General features: G+C 67.8%; 17 protein-coding genes. 7 read left to right on the top strand and 10 right to left on the bottom strand.

The features are described from left to right. The first annotated feature begins 18 nt into the window (after positions 1-18). Both fdxA and FL625_RS14820 read left to right on the top strand, forming a co-directional pair. The gene (gene fdxA, locus FL625_RS14825) at positions 19-357 is read left to right on the top strand and encodes a ferredoxin FdxA (RefSeq protein WP_149589455.1); all 339 of its coding nucleotides are present in this window, start codon (positions 19-21) and stop codon (positions 355-357) included. A gap of 290 nt (positions 358-647) precedes the next feature. After that, a complete protein-coding gene (locus tag FL625_RS14820) occupies positions 648-1,157 on the top strand; it encodes a CarD family transcriptional regulator (RefSeq protein WP_149589454.1) in 510 nt (169 codons plus the stop codon). Between the two features lie 51 nt (positions 1,158-1,208). On the opposite strand, the gene FL625_RS14815 is transcribed toward FL625_RS14820, so the two are convergent. The 3 genes from FL625_RS14815 to FL625_RS14805 all read right to left on the bottom strand — a co-directional run bounded on the left by FL625_RS14815 (position 1,209) and on the right by FL625_RS14805 (position 2,724). Continuing rightward, the gene (locus FL625_RS14815) at positions 1,209-1,415 is read right to left on the bottom strand and encodes a hypothetical protein (RefSeq protein WP_149589453.1); all 207 of its coding nucleotides are present in this window, start codon (positions 1,413-1,415) and stop codon (positions 1,209-1,211) included. Positions 1,416-1,471: 56 nt separating this feature from the next. Next, positions 1,472-1,987, bottom strand: a complete 516-nt coding sequence (locus tag FL625_RS14810) for a hypothetical protein (RefSeq protein WP_200833958.1) — start codon at positions 1,985-1,987, stop codon at positions 1,472-1,474. 140 nt (positions 1,988-2,127) lie between these two features. Beyond that, entirely contained in the window at positions 2,128-2,724 is a 597-nt protein-coding gene (locus FL625_RS14805; protein WP_149589452.1) for a riboflavin synthase, read from the bottom strand. A gap of 145 nt (positions 2,725-2,869) precedes the next feature. Here FL625_RS14805 and FL625_RS14800 point away from each other — a divergent pair, with 145 nt between their 5' ends. From FL625_RS14800 to FL625_RS14790, 3 genes are all read left to right on the top strand, one after another. Further along, positions 2,870-4,177 carry a capsule polysaccharide biogenesis protein gene (locus tag FL625_RS14800; RefSeq protein ID WP_149589451.1) on the top strand — a complete coding sequence of 436 codons (1,308 nt, stop codon included), beginning with the start codon at positions 2,870-2,872 and terminating at the stop codon, positions 4,175-4,177. 76 nt (positions 4,178-4,253) lie between these two features. After that, complete coding sequence (locus FL625_RS14795) at positions 4,254-5,396, top strand: polysaccharide biosynthesis/export family protein (protein ID WP_235019437.1); 1,143 nt, start codon at positions 4,254-4,256, stop codon at positions 5,394-5,396. A gap of 46 nt (positions 5,397-5,442) precedes the next feature. Further along, on the top strand, positions 5,443-7,446 hold the full coding sequence (locus tag FL625_RS14790; protein WP_235019434.1) for a capsule polysaccharide biogenesis protein: 2,004 nt from the start codon (positions 5,443-5,445) through the stop codon (positions 7,444-7,446). Positions 7,447-7,513: 67 nt separating this feature from the next. Here the strand turns inward: FL625_RS14790 and FL625_RS14785 are convergent, their stop codons facing one another. The 4 genes from FL625_RS14785 to ppk2 all read right to left on the bottom strand — a co-directional run bounded on the left by FL625_RS14785 (position 7,514) and on the right by ppk2 (position 11,498). Further along, positions 7,514-8,860, bottom strand: coding sequence for an MATE family efflux transporter (locus FL625_RS14785; protein WP_149589449.1), 1,347 nt, complete (start codon positions 8,858-8,860; stop codon positions 7,514-7,516). A 61-nt stretch (positions 8,861-8,921) separates the two neighbouring features. Beyond that, on the bottom strand, positions 8,922-9,860 hold the full coding sequence (locus FL625_RS14780) for a nickel/cobalt transporter (protein WP_149589448.1): 939 nt from the start codon (positions 9,858-9,860) through the stop codon (positions 8,922-8,924). After that, entirely contained in the window at positions 9,845-10,504 is a 660-nt protein-coding gene (locus FL625_RS14775; RefSeq protein ID WP_149589447.1) for a DUF1007 family protein, read from the bottom strand. The genes FL625_RS14780 and FL625_RS14775 overlap by 16 nt, the downstream gene beginning before the upstream one ends. Before the next feature lie 70 nt (positions 10,505-10,574). Next, a complete protein-coding gene (gene ppk2, locus FL625_RS14770) occupies positions 10,575-11,498 on the bottom strand; it encodes a polyphosphate kinase 2 (protein WP_149589446.1) in 924 nt (307 codons plus the stop codon). Positions 11,499-11,648: 150 nt separating this feature from the next. Here ppk2 and FL625_RS14765 point away from each other — a divergent pair, with 150 nt between their 5' ends. Further along, positions 11,649-12,308 (top strand): glutathione S-transferase family protein, encoded by a 660-nt coding sequence (locus FL625_RS14765; RefSeq protein ID WP_149589445.1) that lies wholly within the window; start codon positions 11,649-11,651, stop codon positions 12,306-12,308. Positions 12,309-12,333: 25 nt separating this feature from the next. On the opposite strand, the gene FL625_RS14760 is transcribed toward FL625_RS14765, so the two are convergent. Together FL625_RS14760 and FL625_RS14755 are read right to left on the bottom strand one after the other, a co-directional pair. After that, positions 12,334-13,050: an META domain-containing protein gene (locus FL625_RS14760; RefSeq protein ID WP_149589444.1), complete on the bottom strand. Its 717-nt coding sequence runs from the start codon at positions 13,048-13,050 to the stop codon at positions 12,334-12,336. Positions 13,051-13,138: 88 nt separating this feature from the next. Further along, positions 13,139-14,023 carry an NAD-dependent epimerase/dehydratase family protein gene (locus FL625_RS14755; protein WP_149589443.1) on the bottom strand — a complete coding sequence of 295 codons (885 nt, stop codon included), beginning with the start codon at positions 14,021-14,023 and terminating at the stop codon, positions 13,139-13,141. A 122-nt stretch (positions 14,024-14,145) separates the two neighbouring features. Here FL625_RS14755 and parE point away from each other — a divergent pair, with 122 nt between their 5' ends. Then, on the top strand, positions 14,146-16,095 hold the full coding sequence (gene parE, locus FL625_RS14750; protein ID WP_149589442.1) for a DNA topoisomerase IV subunit B: 1,950 nt from the start codon (positions 14,146-14,148) through the stop codon (positions 16,093-16,095). 2 nt (positions 16,096-16,097) lie between these two features. Here parE and FL625_RS18415 read toward each other — a convergent pair. Beyond that, a partial coding sequence (locus tag FL625_RS18415) for a hypothetical protein (RefSeq protein ID WP_235019433.1) occupies positions 16,098-16,335 on the bottom strand: 238 nt, incomplete at its 5' end.

The following is a 16,335-nucleotide window of genomic DNA, read 5'->3' as shown; positions in this document are numbered from 1 at the left end:
CCGCTCCGGGGCCCGCCCATGACCTATGTCGTCATCGACAACTGCATCGCCTGCAAATACACCGACTGCGTCGAGGTCTGCCCGGTCGACTGCTTCTACGAAGGCGAGAACATGCTCGTCATCCACCCCGACGAATGCATCGACTGCGGCGTCTGCGAACCGGAATGCCCAGCCGACGCTATCCGCCCGGACACCGAGCCGGACATGGAGGAATGGGTCGCCTTCAACCGGAAATACGCCGTGCAATGGCCGGTGATCGTGACCAAGAAGGACCCGCTCCCCGGCTACCAGGAACGCGACGGCGAGAAGAACAAGCGCGAGAAATACTTCTCGGAAGCCCCCGGCACGGGCGGCTGAGCCTGGGCCCGATTCGGGCACAACTGTGACCACGAATCGGTTACGACGCGCAAAGTTGCATGGATTCAACGTGTTATCCCAACCCACCCGTGAGTCGCGGCAGTTGGAATCGGGCGATGTTTGTGTTATGATTTCTTTACAAAGCAAGCATGGACGCCTGACGCCGGCTTAGAGCACATCGCCTGGGCCAGAATCTGTTGTGACAATCAGCTCCACACGCCTGAACGAGGGGTTCAGGGCGCGCGGGGCGTTTGTTGCGGGCAGAGGGCATCCTTTCTGGGGAAGCATGAATGACCAAGTCGAAGAAGCCTGAATTCCGTCCGAACGATTTCGTGGTCTACCCGGCGCATGGCGTCGGCAAGATCATTTCCATCGAGGAACAGCAGATCGCCGGGATTCAGCTGGAGCTTTTTGTCATCTCCTTCGAGAAGGACAAGATGACCCTGCGGGTGCCGACCCACAAGGCCATCGACATCGGCATGCGCCCCCTGTCGGCCCCCGATGTCGTGACCAAGGCGCTCGACACGCTGAAGGGCAAGGCCAAGGTCAAGCGCGCGATGTGGTCGCGCCGCGCCCAGGAATACGAACAGAAGATCAATTCCGGCGACCTGCTCTCGATCGCCGAGGTGGTCCGCGACCTGCACCGCGCCGACGACCAGCGCGAGCAGTCCTATTCCGAACGTCAACTCTACGAGGCCGCCCTTGAACGCCTGACCCGCGAAGTCGCGGCTGTCTCGGGCGTCGATGAGGCGGGCGCAGCGAAGCAGGTGGACTCGGTCCTCGTCGGCCGCGCGGCCTGATCTTTCGGGGTCATGGAATGCGAAACGGCGGTCCCAAGGGGCCGCCGTTTTTCATTTCCGGCGCGAGAGGTACAGGCGGCCAAGGTAGAACAGCGCGGCACTCAGTCCCATCGCAACCAGACCCGTCGTAACGCCCTGAACGAGGCGCAAACGGATTGGCGGAGCGTATAGAGCGCTTTCCAAGCCTGACACCGTAAGCCCTTGCTGCAACTCCGCCTGAAAGTTGTACTCGACAAGCGAAATCACGATCAGCGCCACGCCCCACAGCATGAGGAGCCATTGCAGTACGGAAAGGACAACATCCCCGACCCGCCTCACCCGAAGTACCGCTCTGCCGGCAGATACCCCGCCAGCCGCCCCGCCGCACACCAGTCGCGCTCCAGCCCCAGGTCGCCCACCAGGATCACCTGATCCGAGGGCAACTTGCGCAAAGCCGCCCGCACCCGATCCCGCATCTCGCCGAACCCCGCCAGCGCATAAGGAGCAGGCGAAACCCCATCCAGCACCGGATTGGCCGCCGCCACCATCCCGGGCGTCAGCGGCGCCACCGCCAGCGCGAACCGCTCGCAAGCGACCTCCGCCAGCTTCACCGCTCGCGCCTCGGGCATGGCCGGGTTGACGAGCGTGACCCGCAAGGCATTGGACGAAAACAGGAACGCCACCACATCATGCCCCGTAGCCGCCCGCACCCCGGCATAGGTCCGGTAATCCAGTCCCAAGGCCTGCGCCCGGCGAACCCGCGTCCGCACCACCTCGACGGGCAGCGTGGGCAACAAGGCCTCCCGCGCCGAGGACCAGCAGTGCCGCCGCCAGCTGACCCCGGCCTCCATCGAAGGCCCGCCGTTATGCCCGATCTCGCCCAACAGAAACTCCAGACAATTCGACCAGAATCTGCGCTTGCCCTTTGGCAAATACTCCACAGGGGGTCCGGGGGATGTGAAATCCCCCGGGGCCAGCCAAAAGCGCGCCGTCAGTCATACTCGCGCAGCCGCGCCACGTAGCGGGCCATCGTGTCGACCTCCAGGTTCACCCGGTCGCCCACGGCCACCTCGCCCCAGGTCGTCACCTCCTGCGTGTGCGGGATCAGGTTCACCCCGAACTCCGCCCCCGAGACCTCGTTCACCGTCAGGCTCGTCCCGTTCAGCGCCACCGACCCCTTCGGCGCGATGAACTTCGCCAACGCCTCCGGCGCGCGGAATGTCACCCGGAGCGACCCGCCCTCGGGCCGGACCCCCACGACCTCGGCCAGTCCGTCGACATGGCCCGACACGATATGCCCGCCCAGCTCGTCCCCGACCTTCAGCGCCCGCTCCAGGTTCACCCGCTTGCCCGGGCGCCAGTTGCCCAGATTCGTCTTCGACACCGTCTCGGCCGAAATCTCCACGTCGAACCAGCCCTCCGGTTCGCTGCCCAGCGCGACAACCGTCAGGCAGACCCCGTCGCAGGCGATGGATGCGCCGATATCGATGCCGCCGACATCATAATGCGTGGCAATGCGCGCGCGCAGGTCTCCCGCGACCCTGGTGTCGATGATCCGCCCCACATCGGTGACAATTCCGGTAAACATGACTGCACCCCGCCTTCCCTGGATCCCGACCTGCCGTTCCGAGGTAAAGCCCGCCCTCGCCGCTTGCAAGCCTCGGCCGGTTGGGGCCATCATCCCTCACCCGCTTTTCATCCTTTCCGGGGCAGGCTGTCCCGACGACCGCTGCATGACCCGACGGAACACAAGGCCCGACTTGCCCCCCGCCTCCCGCCACTTCCTCTTGCTGCAAGGCCCGCACGGTCCCTGGTTCCACCGCCTGGGCCAGCACCTGCGCCGCACCGGGGCGCGGGTGACGCGCGTGGGCTTCAACCTTGGCGACCGGGTCTTCTGGCCTGGCCCCGGCTACATCGCCTTCCACGACCCGCAGGACTGCTGGCCGGAAACCTGCGACCGCCTGATGACGGACCTCGGCGTCACCGATCTGGTGCTCTACGGCGACACCCGACCGATCCATGCCCAGGCGATCCGGCTGGCCAGGGCGCGCGGCATCACCGTGCATGTGTTCGAGGAAGGCTACCTGCGCCCCTACTGGGTCACCTACGAACGTAACGGATCGAACGGCCATTCGCGGCTGATGGACCTGACGGTCGAGGAGATGCGGGGCGCGCTGGCGCGCGTCGATCTCGACCTGCCCGAGGTGCCCGCAACATGGGGCGACATGCGCCAGCACATGTTCTGGGGTGCGCTCTACCACGGCTGCGTCGCGGCCGGCTTCCGCGCCTACCGGAATTTCCGTCCGCACCGCGCGCTGACCGTGGGCCAGGAATTCCGGCTCTACCTGCGCCGCTTCCTGATGATGCCGGTCCATCGCATCGAACGACGCATCGCCACCCGGCGGATCCGCAACGGCGGCTTTCCCTATCACCTGGCGATCCTGCAACTCGAACACGACGCGAGCTTCCGGGCCCATTCCCCCTTCGCCAGCATGACCGACTTCCTGGCCGAGGTGATCGCAGGCTTCGCAAAAGGCGCGCCCGGCCATCACCACCTGGTCTTCAAGGCCCACCCGCTGGAGGACGGGCGCGTGCCGCTCCTGCCGGAGATCCGCAGGCTTGCGCGGCTGCACGGCGTGAGGGGCCGGGTGCATTTCGTCCGCGGCGGCAAGCTCGCGCAGCTTCTGAACGATGCGCGCTCGGCGGTGACGGTGAATTCCACGGCCGGGCAGCAGGCGCTCTGGCGCGGCCTGCCGTTGCGCACCTTCGGGGCGGCGGTCTATGCCAAGCCGGAATTCGTCTCGTCCCAGCCGCTGGCAGAGTTCTTCGCCGCACCGGACCGGCCGGATACCCGCGCCTATCGCGACTACCGCCATTTCCTGCTGGAGACCTCGCAACTGGTCGGCGGGTTCTACTCGGCGCGGGGGCGGCGGCGGCTCTTGCGGCAGGTTGTCGACCTGATGCTGTCGCCGGAAGACCCCTACCAGTCGCTGTTGCAGGGCACGGCAGGCCCGCGGCAGCAGTTGCGGCTCGTCCGCTGATTCCGCACTGGCCTTGGTGAACGGGCTTCGCTAGGTTACGCCGCAAGAAAGCTGCTCGAAGCCAGGGGACAGTCAGGTGAAGGTTGGTGTGTCGCACACGGCAAGGGCGCTTGCGCTGCTTGCGGCGATTGTTCTGGTGGCCTCCTGCGGTCTGCCCCGCTCGGGCCCCAACAAGCGCGAGATCCTCGCCGGCGCGGTGGACAAGCAGGGAAATGCGCATGTTGTCCGCGTCACGCCCGCGGTGACGCGCGCCACCTCGGCGCAACCGGTCTTCGGTTTCAGCCAGAGCTTCCGCAACGCCGGTGTCGTCGCCTCGGACATGATCTCGCCGGGCGACACGATCAACGTGACGGTCTACGAAAACGTCAAGGACGACCCGCTTCTGGGCAATACAGGCCAGCGCGTCTCGGGCCTGACGGATGTCCAGGTCGATGGGCAGGGCTACATCTACATCCCCTATGCCGGGCGCATCAAGGCGGCGGGCCAGACGCCCGAGGGCCTCCGCCAGGCGATCACCCGCAAGCTGGAAAACCAGACGCCCGACCCGCAGGTCAGCGTCTCGCGGGTGGCGGGCGAAGGCGCGACGGTGTCGATCTCGGGCCAGGCCGGGCTGAACGGCGTCTATCCGATCGAGGCTTCGACCCGGACGCTGGCCACCATGCTGGCCAAGGCCGGCGGCGTCACGATCGACCCCGCGATCGCCATCGTGCGGGTGACGCGCGGCAAGCATACCGGCAAGATCTGGCTCAAGGATCTCTACGAGAACCCCGCGCTCGACATCGCGCTGCGCCCGGGCGACAAGATCAACATCGAGAAGGACGGCCGCAAGTTCATCGCGCTCGGGGCGACCGGCGCACAAAGCCTGGTGCCGTTCGAATCCGAATCGATGTCCGCCCTCGAAGCCATCGCAACTGTGGGCGGGCTGTCCACCATGGCCGCCGACCCCAAGGGCGTCTTCATCCTGCGCGACGAAAGCGAGGAGATCGCCCGCGCCGTCCTGGGCCGCAACGACCTGATCGGCGACCAGCGCATCGTCTATGTGCTGGACCTGACCGAACCCACCGGCCTGTTCGAGGCCCGCGACTTCCAGATCCGCGACGGCGACACGCTCTATGTCACCGAGGCCCCCTTCGTGCAGTGGCAGAAGACGCTCGGTGCAATCACCGGCAGCACCTCGGCCGCGACCAGCCTTGCCAGCGTCGGCGATACCGGCGACTGATCCCGCCCTGTTCGCAGGGCCAGAGGCGCATCCGGCGCTGGCCGGGGTGCCGCGCGTTCTGGTGCATCAGAACCTGTCGATCCTGCGCAATGCCCGGCTGCACCGGGTCCTGCAGCTTGCCGGCCACGAGCTGCGCTTCGGCCTGCCCCGCCCCGGCGAGGGCGTCCTGGTCTGGGGCGCAAGTCCCACCGCCTGGCGCGGCGAGGCGCTTGCCGCCCGGCGCGGCCTGCCGCTGATCCGGGTCGAGGACGCCTTCCTCCGCTCGATCCACCCCGGCCGGGCGCGGGGCGAACCGGCTGCGGGTTACCTGGTCGACCCCGAGGGCGTGCATTTCGACAGCCGCGCCCCCTCGCGGATGGAGCGGATCCTCGCCTCGACGGATTTTCACAATCCGAACATTCTGAATGAAGTAAGCGCTCTAATTGACTGTATTTTTGAAAGCAATCTATCAAAATACAACAATTATGACTCCGATCTCGCCGCACCCGACCCCGGCTATGTCCTGGTGATCGACCAGAGCGCCGGCGACGCCTCGATCCGTCTTGGCGGCGCCACGGCCGCGACCTTCCGCAACATGCTCGCGGCCGCCCTGCGCGACCATCCCGACCGCCGCATCGTGATCCGCAGCCATCCCGAGACCGCCGCCGGCCTGCGTCCCGGCCATTTCGGCCCGGCCGATGCCGAGCGCCGCGTCACGCTCCTGACCGCGCCGGTCTCGGCGCACCGGCTGCTCGCGGGGGCGGCCGAGGTCTATGCCGTCACCTCGCAGATGGGGTTCGAGGCGATCCTGCACGGCCACTGCCCCCGGATCTTCGGCCAGCCCTTCTATGCCGGCTGGGGCCTCAGCCGGGACGAACAGCCGATCCCGCGCCGCACCCGCCGCCTGACGCGCGAAGAGCTGTTCGCCGGCGCGATGCTGCTGGCGCCGCTCTGGTACGACCCCTGCCGCGACCGGCTCTGCGGGCTGGAAGAGGTGATCCACCAGCTTGCCGCCGAGGCCCGCGCCTTCCGCGAGGATCGCCGGGGCCATGTCGCGGCGGGGATGCGGCTGTGGAAGCGGCCCCGGTTGCAGGCGGTTTTCGGCGGCACGCGGTCGCTGCGCTTTCGCGACGATCCCGTGGCGGCGGACCGGCTGGCCACGGCCACCGGGCGCGGCCTTCTGGTCTGGGCGGGGAAGGAACCGGAAGGCTTCACCCCCGCCGCGCCCTGCCGCCGGGTCGAGGACGGCTTCCTGCGCTCGCGCGGGCTTGGCGCGGAACTGGTGCCGCCCCTGTCGCTGGTGACGGACGATCTCGGCATCTACTACGACCCGACCCGCCCCTCGCGTCTCGAGGCGCTGATCGCCACGCCGCTCACCCCCACGCAGCGCCGCCGGGCCGAGGCTCTCCTCGACCGCCTGCGCGCGGGGGGCCTGTCGAAATACAACCTCGGCGGCGCGACCCCTGCCCTGCCTCCGGGCCGCCGGATCCTCGTGCCGGGGCAGGTGGAGGACGACGCCTCGATCGGCAAGGGGGCGGGCGCGGTGCGGACGAACCTCGCGCTTCTGCGCGCGGTGCGGCAGGCGCACCCGGACGCGGTGCTGATCTACAAGCCGCACCCGGATGTCGAGGCGGGCCTGCGCGCCGGCGCCATCGCGCCCGCCGACCTCGACGGTCTCGCCGATGTCGTGGCCTCCGGGGCGGATCCGGTGGCGCTTCTGGCCGAGGTGGGGGAGGTCTGGACCATGACCTCGCTTCTCGGCTTCGAGGCGCTGATCCGCGGCCTCTCCGTCACCTGCCTCGGCGCGCCCTTCTATGCCGGCTGGGGACTGACGCGCGACCTCGGCCCGGTGCCGGCGCGGCGGACGGCGCGGCCCGATCTGGTGCAGCTCGCCCATGCCGCGCTGATCGCCTATCCGCGCTACTGGGATCCGGTCGCCCGCCGCCCCTGCCCACCCGAAGTGGCGCTGGAGCGGCTGGCCTCGGGCGCGATCCCGCATCCGGGGCGGCTCAACCGGCTGCTGTCGAAGGCGCAGGGCCGCTTCGCCAGCCTCGCGCCGCTCTGGCGCTGAGGCTCCTCGTGCGATTGCATCGCCTCGTCGCGGGACCGGCGAGGAGGGACGAAGTCGCCGACGAGCGCTACCGGGCCAGCCGCCAGAACCGCCACATCAGGCTCGCCGCGGCGCAGACCAGACCCACGACCAGCCCGAGCCACAGCCCGACCCCGCCGAGGCCCAGCGGGAAGGCCAGCACATAGCTGCACGGGATGCCGATCAACCAGTAGCTGACCGCCGCCAGACCCATCGGCACCCGCGTGTCCTGCACCCCGCGCAAGAGGCCCAGCGCCATGACCTGCATCCCGTCGGCCAGCTGGAACAGTGCCGCCACCCCCAGAAGCACCGTGCCGTAGGCGAGGATCGCCGCGCTTTCCGGCTTCGTCAGGTCCAGGAACAGCGCGACGATCGGCCGGGGTGCAGACAGGAACAGGAGGATCGAGGCCAGCGCCACGCCCAGGGAGATCACCACCGCCACCTTCGCTGCCCGGCGCAGCTCTGCCCGCTCGCCCTGCCCGTCGAACCGCGCGACCCGGATCGTCGCGGCGCTGGACAGTCCGACATGCAGCATGAAGGTCAGCGCCGCCACCTCCAGCGCGATGCCATGCGCGGCCAGTTCCACCGTGCCGATCCAGCCCATCATCAGAGCCGAGGCCTGGAACAGCCCGCCCTCGGCCAGCCCCGTCAGCCCGATGGGCAGCCCCAGCCGCCACACCTGCCGCATCGCCGGCCAGTCCGGCCGCCAGAAGCGCTGGAACAGGTGGAACCGGCGCAGCGCCGGCAGGAAATGCGCGTAAAGCGCCAGCGCCACCAGAGAGACGACCTGCACCACCAGCGTCGCCACCGCCGCCCCGCGCGCGCCCATCTCGGGGAAACCCCAGTTGCCGAAGATCAGCGCCCAGTTGACCGCGATGTTGACCGCAACCGCCGCCAGCGTGACCCAGAGGACAACCTGCGTCCGGTGCAGCGCCGACAGATAGCTCTGCAGCACCGTCACCACCAGTGCCGGCACCATCCCCAGCCCCGCGATGCGCATGTAGTCCTGCGCGATGGCCGACACCTCCGGATCCTGCCCCAGCGCCCGCAGGATCGGCTCGGACCACCAGAACACCGGATAGACCACGAGGCCGAAGGCGATGGACAGCCAGATCCCCATCCGCGTGTCGCGCCGGACCTGCGTCTCGTCCTCGCGGCCCAGCGCGGCGGCGACCATCGGCATCACCGCCTTGGCAAAGCCCGATCCCACGACGAAGACGATGAAGAAGGACGAGGCCCGCAGCACCACCGCGGCCAGCGCCACCACCCCATACCAGCCGACCATGACCGTATCGGTCACATGCAGCGCCATCTGCGCCAGATGCGAGCCGATCAGGGGCAGGCCCAGCGCGAGCGTCTCCCGCGCATGGGCCGAATTGGACAACCGTATAGCCATGGCGCAGGCTTATCCGCGCCGTCCGGCAGGCACAAGGCAGGGTTTCCGCCGCGGCGCGGCGTCAGAGGCTGCCGGCCAGAAGTCCCAGCGCCGCCGCCGCGATCGCCGCGCCGACCGCCAGCTCCACCACCGGCAAGGCCCGCGCCAGGCGCCCGGTGCCGAGGCCGAGGCCAAGGAACGCCCCCTCGCGCGCCCAGACCGACAGCACCGCCGCCCCGACCGTCACCAGCGCCGTCCCGAGGCCCATGACGAAGGCGCCGACGATCCCGGCCAAAGCGATCCCCAGCTGCCAGGTCAGGACCAGCACGAACAGCGCCCCCGAACAGGGTCGCAGCGCGATCCCCGCCACCAGCGCCAGCCCGTCTCGGAACGAGGCGACACGCTCCACCGCCTCGACGGTCGGCCCGTGGGCATGGGTGCAGCCCGGCCCGTGGTCGTGGTCGTGGTCGTGGTCATGATGGTGATGGTGTTGGTGTTGGTGGCCATGAGCATCGGCACCCGCCGCCACCTGCCGCCGCAGGTCCTGCACGCCGCGCCAGACCAGCCACAGGCCCAGCCCCGCGATCATCGCATGGCCCGCCGGCGTCACCCAGCGCTCCGCCGCGCCCTCGACCGCCTGCCGGCCCAGCCCCAGCAGCGCCACCAGCCCATAGACCAGCGCCACCGCCACCGCCGCCTGCGCCAGGCTCGAGGCCAGAGCGAGCCCCGCAAGTCGCGCCACCGGCACCCGCCGCGCCAGGCCATAGCCGCCGATCACCAGCTTGCCATGCCCCGGCCCCGCCGCATGCAGCACGCCATAGCCGAGGCACAGCGCCCAGAACGCCGTCAGCGCCCCGGCCTCGCCCCCCCGCAGCGCCCGGATCGCGCCCGCCAGCCGCTCCTGCGCTGCCCGCTGCGCGGCTTCAAGCCAGGCCACCAGCCCCCCAAGCGCGCCCGAGGCCCAGAGCGCCCCCAGCACCAGCACCAGGACCAGCCCGGCCAGCATCAGGGCGCGGCGCATGTCACCCGCACTTCCTCGGCGAACTGGGCACCCACGGCCGGAAACTCGTCCTCGACATCGACATCCGGCGTGTATTCCTTCAGGGCCTCCATCAGCGCCGCCTGCGCCTCGGTCAGGTCGGGGACGAAGGTCTGCGCCGTGCAGCCCCTGCCCCCGGTGATCACCGCCGGCTCGGGAATGGAATAGGCGACGTAATAGCCCGGATCATAGGCCTGCACGATCAGCGGCACCTGCCCCACCGGCACCGGGGCCGCAAGGCGCCGCAGATGGGTCGAGGTGATCCGCTTGCCGTCATAGCTCGCGCCGAACTCCTCCGGCCCCGACAGCTCCAGCGCCGCCTCGCCCAGAAGAGCGAAGGTGTCGCCGGCAAAACCCTCATCCCATTTCATGTCGAAGCCGGACAGCCGCGCCTCTTCCTCGGGCGTCAGCTTGCCGTCCCAGTCCGCGTCCAGCCCCATGTCGCCGACGATGTACAGCGAGTAAAGCTCGTCATAGGTCCAGCGGATCCGCAGCGCGACCGCCTCGTTCCGGTCGTTCAGGATCACCTCGATCCCGGTGTCGATCCAGACATGCGGATGCGCCCCGGCCGGCCCGGCCGGCAGGGCGGATGTCAGGACGAGGGCAGACAGGACGGCGCGCAGCATGGCCGGCAAGGTAAGCACCGGACGGGCCGGAGCCAAGAGGCGAGGGCCACCCCCGGCGCCGATCCGCGTCTCAGCGCTTCAGCATGGCCGGATGGGTCGCCACGTCATAGATCGCCGGCCCCATGCCAAGAACCTGCGTCGCCCGGCCGACGATCAGCGGATCGGGCGTGCCCACCACTTCGGGATCCTTGTTCGGATAGTCGATGGTGGACAGGAAATGCTTCATGCAGTTCAGCCGCGCCCGCTTCTTGTCGTTCGACTTGACGATCACCCAGGGCGCGTCCGCCGTGTCGGTGTAGAAGAACATCGCCTCCTTGGCTTCGGTGTAATCGTCCCAGCGGTCGAGGCTCGCCTTGTCGATCGGCGAGAGCTTCCACATCTTCAGCGGATCGGTCTCGCGCGCCTTGAACCGGGCCAGCTGCTCCTCGCGCGTCACGCTGAACCAGTACTTGTAAAGCCGGATGCCCGACCGGACGAGCATGCGCTCGAACTCCGGCGCCTGGCGCATGAACTCCAGGTATTCCGAGGGCGTGCAGAAGCCCATCACCCGCTCCACCCCGGCGCGGTTGTACCAGCTGCGGTCGTAGAACACCATTTCGCCCGCCGTCGGCAGATGCGCGATGTAGCGCTGGAAGAACCACTGGCCCTTCTCCACATCGGAAGGCTTGGTCAGCGCACAGACCCGGGCATAGCGGGGGTTCAGATGCTCCATGAACCGCTTGATCGTGCCGCCCTTGCCGGCCGCGTCGCGCCCCTCCATCAGGATCACGAACTTCTGCCCGGTGTCCTGCGCCCAGATCTGCACCTTCAGAAGCTCGGCCTGAAGTCGCGCCTTCTCGGCCTCGTAGGGCGCGCGGCCCATCAGCCGGGCATAGGGATAACGGCCGGACTCGAAGGCCTGATGCAGCGGGCTCGGCTCGGCCTTCGGCGGTTTCGCCTCGGCCACCGGGTCGGCATCCCCGGCGGGCTTCAGGATCGTTGCAGTGTCATCCATACGGGGCACCTCCCTTGCACATGATCGGACAAGACAGGCACAGTCTGCGACAATTTGCCTTGACACGGATCAAGACGGCCCTGCTTTCCTTGCCCCTTTTGCTTGCCCGCCACAGCGCCTAGGCTGGCGCTGGATACGATGGAGTCCCCCATGCCCACCCTCTACGGCGTCTTCCGCAGCCGCGCCTCGCGCCCGATCTGGCTACTCTACGAACTGGACGAGGCCTTCGAGCACGTCCCCGTCATCCAGGCCTACCGCCTGCCCCAGGCCAGCGCGCCGGACGCACCGCTGAATACCGCCTCGCCCGCCTTCCTGAAGGTGAACCCGCAGGGCCAGATTCCCGCCTATGTCGAAGGCGATCTGGTGCTGACGGAATCGCTCTCCATCACCAACCACATCGCCCGCACCCGGGGCGGGATGCTCGGGCCGCAGACCCCGGCCGAGGCCGCGCTGATCGACCAGTGGACGCTCCTGGCCGTGACCGCCATCGAGGCCCCGGCGCTGGAGATCCTGAACGTCCAGGGCGCCGGGGGCGACAAGACCCCCGAAGGCCAGGGCACCATCGCGATCAATGCCGAGAAACTCCGCCGCCCGCTGAAACGGCTCGAGTCGCATCTGTCGGCGCATCCCTATCTGGTGGGTGACCGCTTCACCGTGGCCGATCTGAACCTCGCCGAATGCCTCCGCTACGCACAGGGCCACCCGACGCTGCTCGGCGAGTTTCCCGCCGTAAAGGCCTGGCTGGAAACCTGCCAGTCGCGCCCGGCGTTCAAGAAGATGTGGGCGGCGCGGATGGCGGAACCGGCCTGACCCAGGCCCCGAACGCGCTGCCGGGTCAGGGCGCGGCCGGCTCCCACAGGTAGATGCCGCTGTCGGCCTCCAGCACCAGCGACAGCTTGCCGTCGCGGATGACGAAGGACCGGACCCTCTCCAGGTCACGGGCGATCTGGCCGTCGAGGGCGTCGTCGCCACAGTAGGCCCGGGTCATGGCCCCGGCCGAGATCGACAGCGAGGCCCCTTCCGGCGCCAGCCGGTCCGAGGTCCAGCTTGCCCGCAGCCGGTTGCAGTCCAGCTGCATCGCCAGCTCGCCGTTGGTATTGAACTCGGCCAAGTAGTTTTCCAGTCGCGGCGGAACCACCGTTCCGATCGCGTCGTCGGACGACTGGAAATGCACCAGACGCCATTTCGTGCCCTCGATGGTCAGCATCGGCGGCTCCACCTGCGGCTGGCTCATGGCATGCACCTCGTCCCTGCACTGCCGGACCTCGCCCTGCGCGTCGATCCAGGTCGCCTCGTGCTCCTTGCCGCGCAGGACCGCCCCGCCGCCGGTATAGAGATACCCGGACCCGGTGGGCAGCGCGGTCATCACGACGGTCTGGCCGGCATGGACCAGCACCGCCCTCTCGTCGTCGAAGGCAACCTCGATCGTGGCGCCCTTGTCGCAAAGGTAGGTCACCTTCCGCTCCTCCGCCGCGACCGACACCGTCAGGCCAACAGCAAGGACAGTCCCGATGGCGACCGCCTTCAACGGCTGCTGCAAGACATTCCGCATCCTGCACCTCCCCTTTTCCCAGCTGGAGTTGGCGGTTGATTCTGCCGAAGCCAACCGCCCCCCCGGACGAATGATAGGCTGTGCCCGGCTATTTCACATACTTCTGCCAGTTGTGCTCTTCCTTGAACCCCAGCACTTCCCGGATCTTCCGGTTGGACAAAAGCCCCTCCCGCTCGCCCACCGGCCGCGACAGGGGCACGTTCGGGAAGAACCGGGGCAGCAGTTCCGAGTTCGGCTGCGGCACGGCGTTCTCGTCGTTCACCGCGTTGAACACCTGAAAGCCAAGCCCGTCCTTCTTCAGGCACAGATCCACGATCTGCCCCAGATCCCGCGCGTCGATGTAGCTGAAGGTGATCCGCCGCCGCAGGCCCGGGTCGTCCCTCAGTGGCGGGAAGAGCGTGGCATATTCATGCGGCTCGATCACGTTGCCGATCCGCAAGGCATAGACATCAGCGCCAAAGCGGCGCTGCAGGCTGCGCGCCGTCACCTCGTTCACCTTCTTCGAGGTGCCGTAGGTGTCCATCGGATCGATGTCGTAATCCTCTTCCAGCGGCAGGACCTTGGGGTCCACCACGCCATCGCTGAAACACACGCCATAGGTCGTCTCGGAAGACGCGATGATGACCTTGCGGATGCCCATCTTCAGCGCGGCCTCGATCACATTGTAGGTCCCCACCACGTTGACGCGCCAGGTCTCGGTGTCCGGCACCATGCCATAGCGGGGCACGGCCGCGAAATGCACCACGGCGTCGAACAGCTTCGCCGCGCCGTCCTCCATCTCGTCATAGCCCGCATGGGTCCGCATCGCCGAATAGACCTGCCCCGCATCGCAGATGTCGCCGATCAGGTCATGCACCCCTGCCAGCCCCAGCGGCACCCGGTCGAAGTTCAGCACCCTGTGCCCCTGCGCCACAAGGTAAGGCACCACATGCCGCCCCGCCTTCCCCGATCCGCCCGTGAACAGCACCCGCATCGTCCATCCTCCTTCTGCTTTGGCGCTAAGCTAGGCCACACCCCCCGGCCCGACCAGCCCCCACATCTTGCGCCCCCATGCCCTTCGATGCTCTAATGCCTGCGCATTTGAACAGGTGATCCATGAACGACCTCCTCTCCGGCGCCACCACCTACGACGCCTCCTCGATCGAGGTCCTCGAAGGCCTGGAACCCGTCCGCAAGCGCCCCGGCATGTATATCGGCGGCACCGACGAACGCGCGTTGCACCACATGGTCGCGGAAATCCTCGACAACGCGATGGACGAGGCCGTCGCGGGCCACGCCAACCGGATCGAGGTCGAACTGCACGCCGACGGCTCGGTCACCGTCCGCGACAACGGCCGCGGCATCCCCGTCGATCCCCACCCCAAGTTCCCCGGAAAAAGCGCCCTGGAGGTCATCCTCTGCACCCTCCACGCCGGCGGCAAGTTTTCCAACAAGGCCTATTCCACCTCGGGCGGCCTCAACGGCGTCGGCTCCTCGGTCGTGAACGCGCTCTCCGACCTGATGGTGGTCCAGGTCGCCCGCGACCGCGAGCTTTACGAACAATCCTTCTCGCGCGGCATCCCGCAAGGCCCGGTCCGCAAGCTCGGCCCCACCCAGAACCGCCGCGGCACCTGGGTCACCTTCCACCCCGACCCGGACATCTTCGGCCACCAGACCCTGAAACCCGCGCGCCTCTACAAGATGACGCGGTCCAAGGCCTATCTCTTCTCGGGCGTCGAGATCCGCTGGAAATCGGCCATCCCCGACGGCGACACGCCGATGGAGGCGACCTTCCACTTCCCCGGCGGCCTCGCCGACTTCCTGAACGACTCGCTCAAGAAGGTCACCACCTACTCCGAACGCCCCTTCGCCGGCCGCGTCTCGTTCGAGGAGAAATACGGCGTCCCCGGCTCGGTCGAATGGGCGATCAACTGGACGCCCGCCCAGGACGGCTGGCTCCACTCCTACTGCAACACCGTCCCCACGCCGGAAGGCGGCACGCATGAGGCAGGCTTCTGGGCCGCGATCCTGAAGGGCATCCGCGCCTATGGCGAGCGGGTGAAGAACCGCAAGGCCGACCAGATCACCCGCGAGGACCTGCTGACCGGGGGCTGCGCGCTGCTGTCGATCTTCATCCGCGAACCCAGTTTCGTCGGCCAGACCAAGGACCGGCTGTCCACCGAGGAAGCCACGAAATGGGTCGAAAACGCCGTCCGCGACCATTTCGACACCTGGCTCGCCGCCGACCCGAAATCGGCCGGAGCGATCCTCGACTTCCTCGTCCTGCGCGCCGAGGAACGCCTGCGCCGGCGCGAGGAAAAGGAAACCGCCCGCAAGACCGCGACCAAGAAGCTGCGCCTCCCCGGCAAACTCACCGACTGCTCCGCCAAGTCGCGCGAAGGCACCGAACTCTTCATCGTCGAAGGCGACAGCGCGGGCGGCTCCGCCAAGGGCGCGCGCGACCGCAACTTCCAGGCGCTCCTGCCCCTGCGCGGCAAGGTGCTGAACGTCCTCGGCGCCGCCTCCTCCAAGCTGACCGAGAACGCCGAGATCCGCGACATCTGCGAGGCGCTGGGGACCGGCATGGGGTCGAAGTTCCGCCTCGACGACCTGCGGTATGAAAAGATCATCATCATGACCGACGCCGACGTGGACGGCGCGCATATCGCCTCGCTTCTGATGACCTTCTTCTTCACCCAGATGCGCCCCCTGATCGACAAGGGCCACCTCTACCTCGCCTGCCCGCCCCTCTACCGCCTGACCCAAGGCGCGCGGCGGATGTACGTCGCCGACGACGCCGAAAAGGAGCTTTGGCTCGCCAAGGGCCTGGGCGGAAAGGGCAAGATCGACGTCCAGCGTTTCAAGGGGCTGGGCGAGATGGACGCCAAGGATCTGAAGGACACCACGATGAACCCCGCGACGCGCAAGCTGATCCGGGTGTCGATCGACGAGGACGAACCGGGGGACACCTCCGACCTGGTGGAGCGCCTGATGGGCAAGAAGCCGGAGTTGCGGTTCCAGTACATCCAGGAGAATGCGAGGTTTGTGGAGGAGTTGGATGTGTGAGGTTACTCAAAGTCGTCTTTTTCTTCACTACGCTTCGTCAGCCACTCAGGCAGTGCCTCAAGCCTGTCGATTTGCTTCCATTCGCGGCGTTCCATTTGTTCTTTCCGGGCGGCCCTAATTCTCTCGCGCTCCAAATTGCCGTAGTAGAGAGTTGTGAGAAAAGATATCTCATCTCCTGCATATTGTGACCTGCCCCCCGGAAGTTCCCTCGCTGTGATGTAGAGTCTGCCCAACCTGAGA

The organism is Tabrizicola flagellatus, from assembly GCF_008271465.1.
GTDB classification, from domain to species: domain Bacteria; phylum Pseudomonadota; class Alphaproteobacteria; order Rhodobacterales; family Rhodobacteraceae; genus Tabrizicola; species Tabrizicola flagellata.
Note: the sequence above shows the minus strand (reverse complement) of the source record. Positions and strands in the feature narration are given on the sequence as shown.

Coding starts and splice junctions, on each gene's coding strand:
- FL625_RS14755 (WP_149589443.1), bottom strand. CDS start 14,023: ATGCGGGTGCTGTTCACGGGCGGATCGGGGAAGGCGGGGCGGCATGTG.
- FL625_RS14800 (WP_149589451.1), top strand. CDS start 2,870: ATGACCCGACGGAACACAAGGCCCGACTTGCCCCCCGCCTCCCGCCAC.
- FL625_RS14765 (WP_149589445.1), top strand. CDS start 11,649: ATGCCCACCCTCTACGGCGTCTTCCGCAGCCGCGCCTCGCGCCCGATC.
- FL625_RS14785 (WP_149589449.1), bottom strand. CDS start 8,860: ATGGCTATACGGTTGTCCAATTCGGCCCATGCGCGGGAGACGCTCGCG.
- FL625_RS14780 (WP_149589448.1), bottom strand. CDS start 9,860: ATGCGCCGCGCCCTGATGCTGGCCGGGCTGGTCCTGGTGCTGGTGCTG.
- ppk2 (WP_149589446.1), bottom strand. CDS start 11,498: ATGGATGACACTGCAACGATCCTGAAGCCCGCCGGGGATGCCGACCCG.
- FL625_RS14810 (WP_200833958.1), bottom strand. CDS start 1,987: ATGGAGGCCGGGGTCAGCTGGCGGCGGCACTGCTGGTCCTCGGCGCGG.
- fdxA (WP_149589455.1), top strand. CDS start 19: ATGACCTATGTCGTCATCGACAACTGCATCGCCTGCAAATACACCGAC.
- FL625_RS14775 (WP_149589447.1), bottom strand. CDS start 10,504: ATGCTGCGCGCCGTCCTGTCTGCCCTCGTCCTGACATCCGCCCTGCCG.
- FL625_RS14760 (WP_149589444.1), bottom strand. CDS start 13,050: ATGCGGAATGTCTTGCAGCAGCCGTTGAAGGCGGTCGCCATCGGGACT.
- parE (WP_149589442.1), top strand. CDS start 14,146: ATGAACGACCTCCTCTCCGGCGCCACCACCTACGACGCCTCCTCGATC.
- FL625_RS14820 (WP_149589454.1), top strand. CDS start 648: ATGACCAAGTCGAAGAAGCCTGAATTCCGTCCGAACGATTTCGTGGTC.
- FL625_RS14805 (WP_149589452.1), bottom strand. CDS start 2,724: ATGTTTACCGGAATTGTCACCGATGTGGGGCGGATCATCGACACCAGG.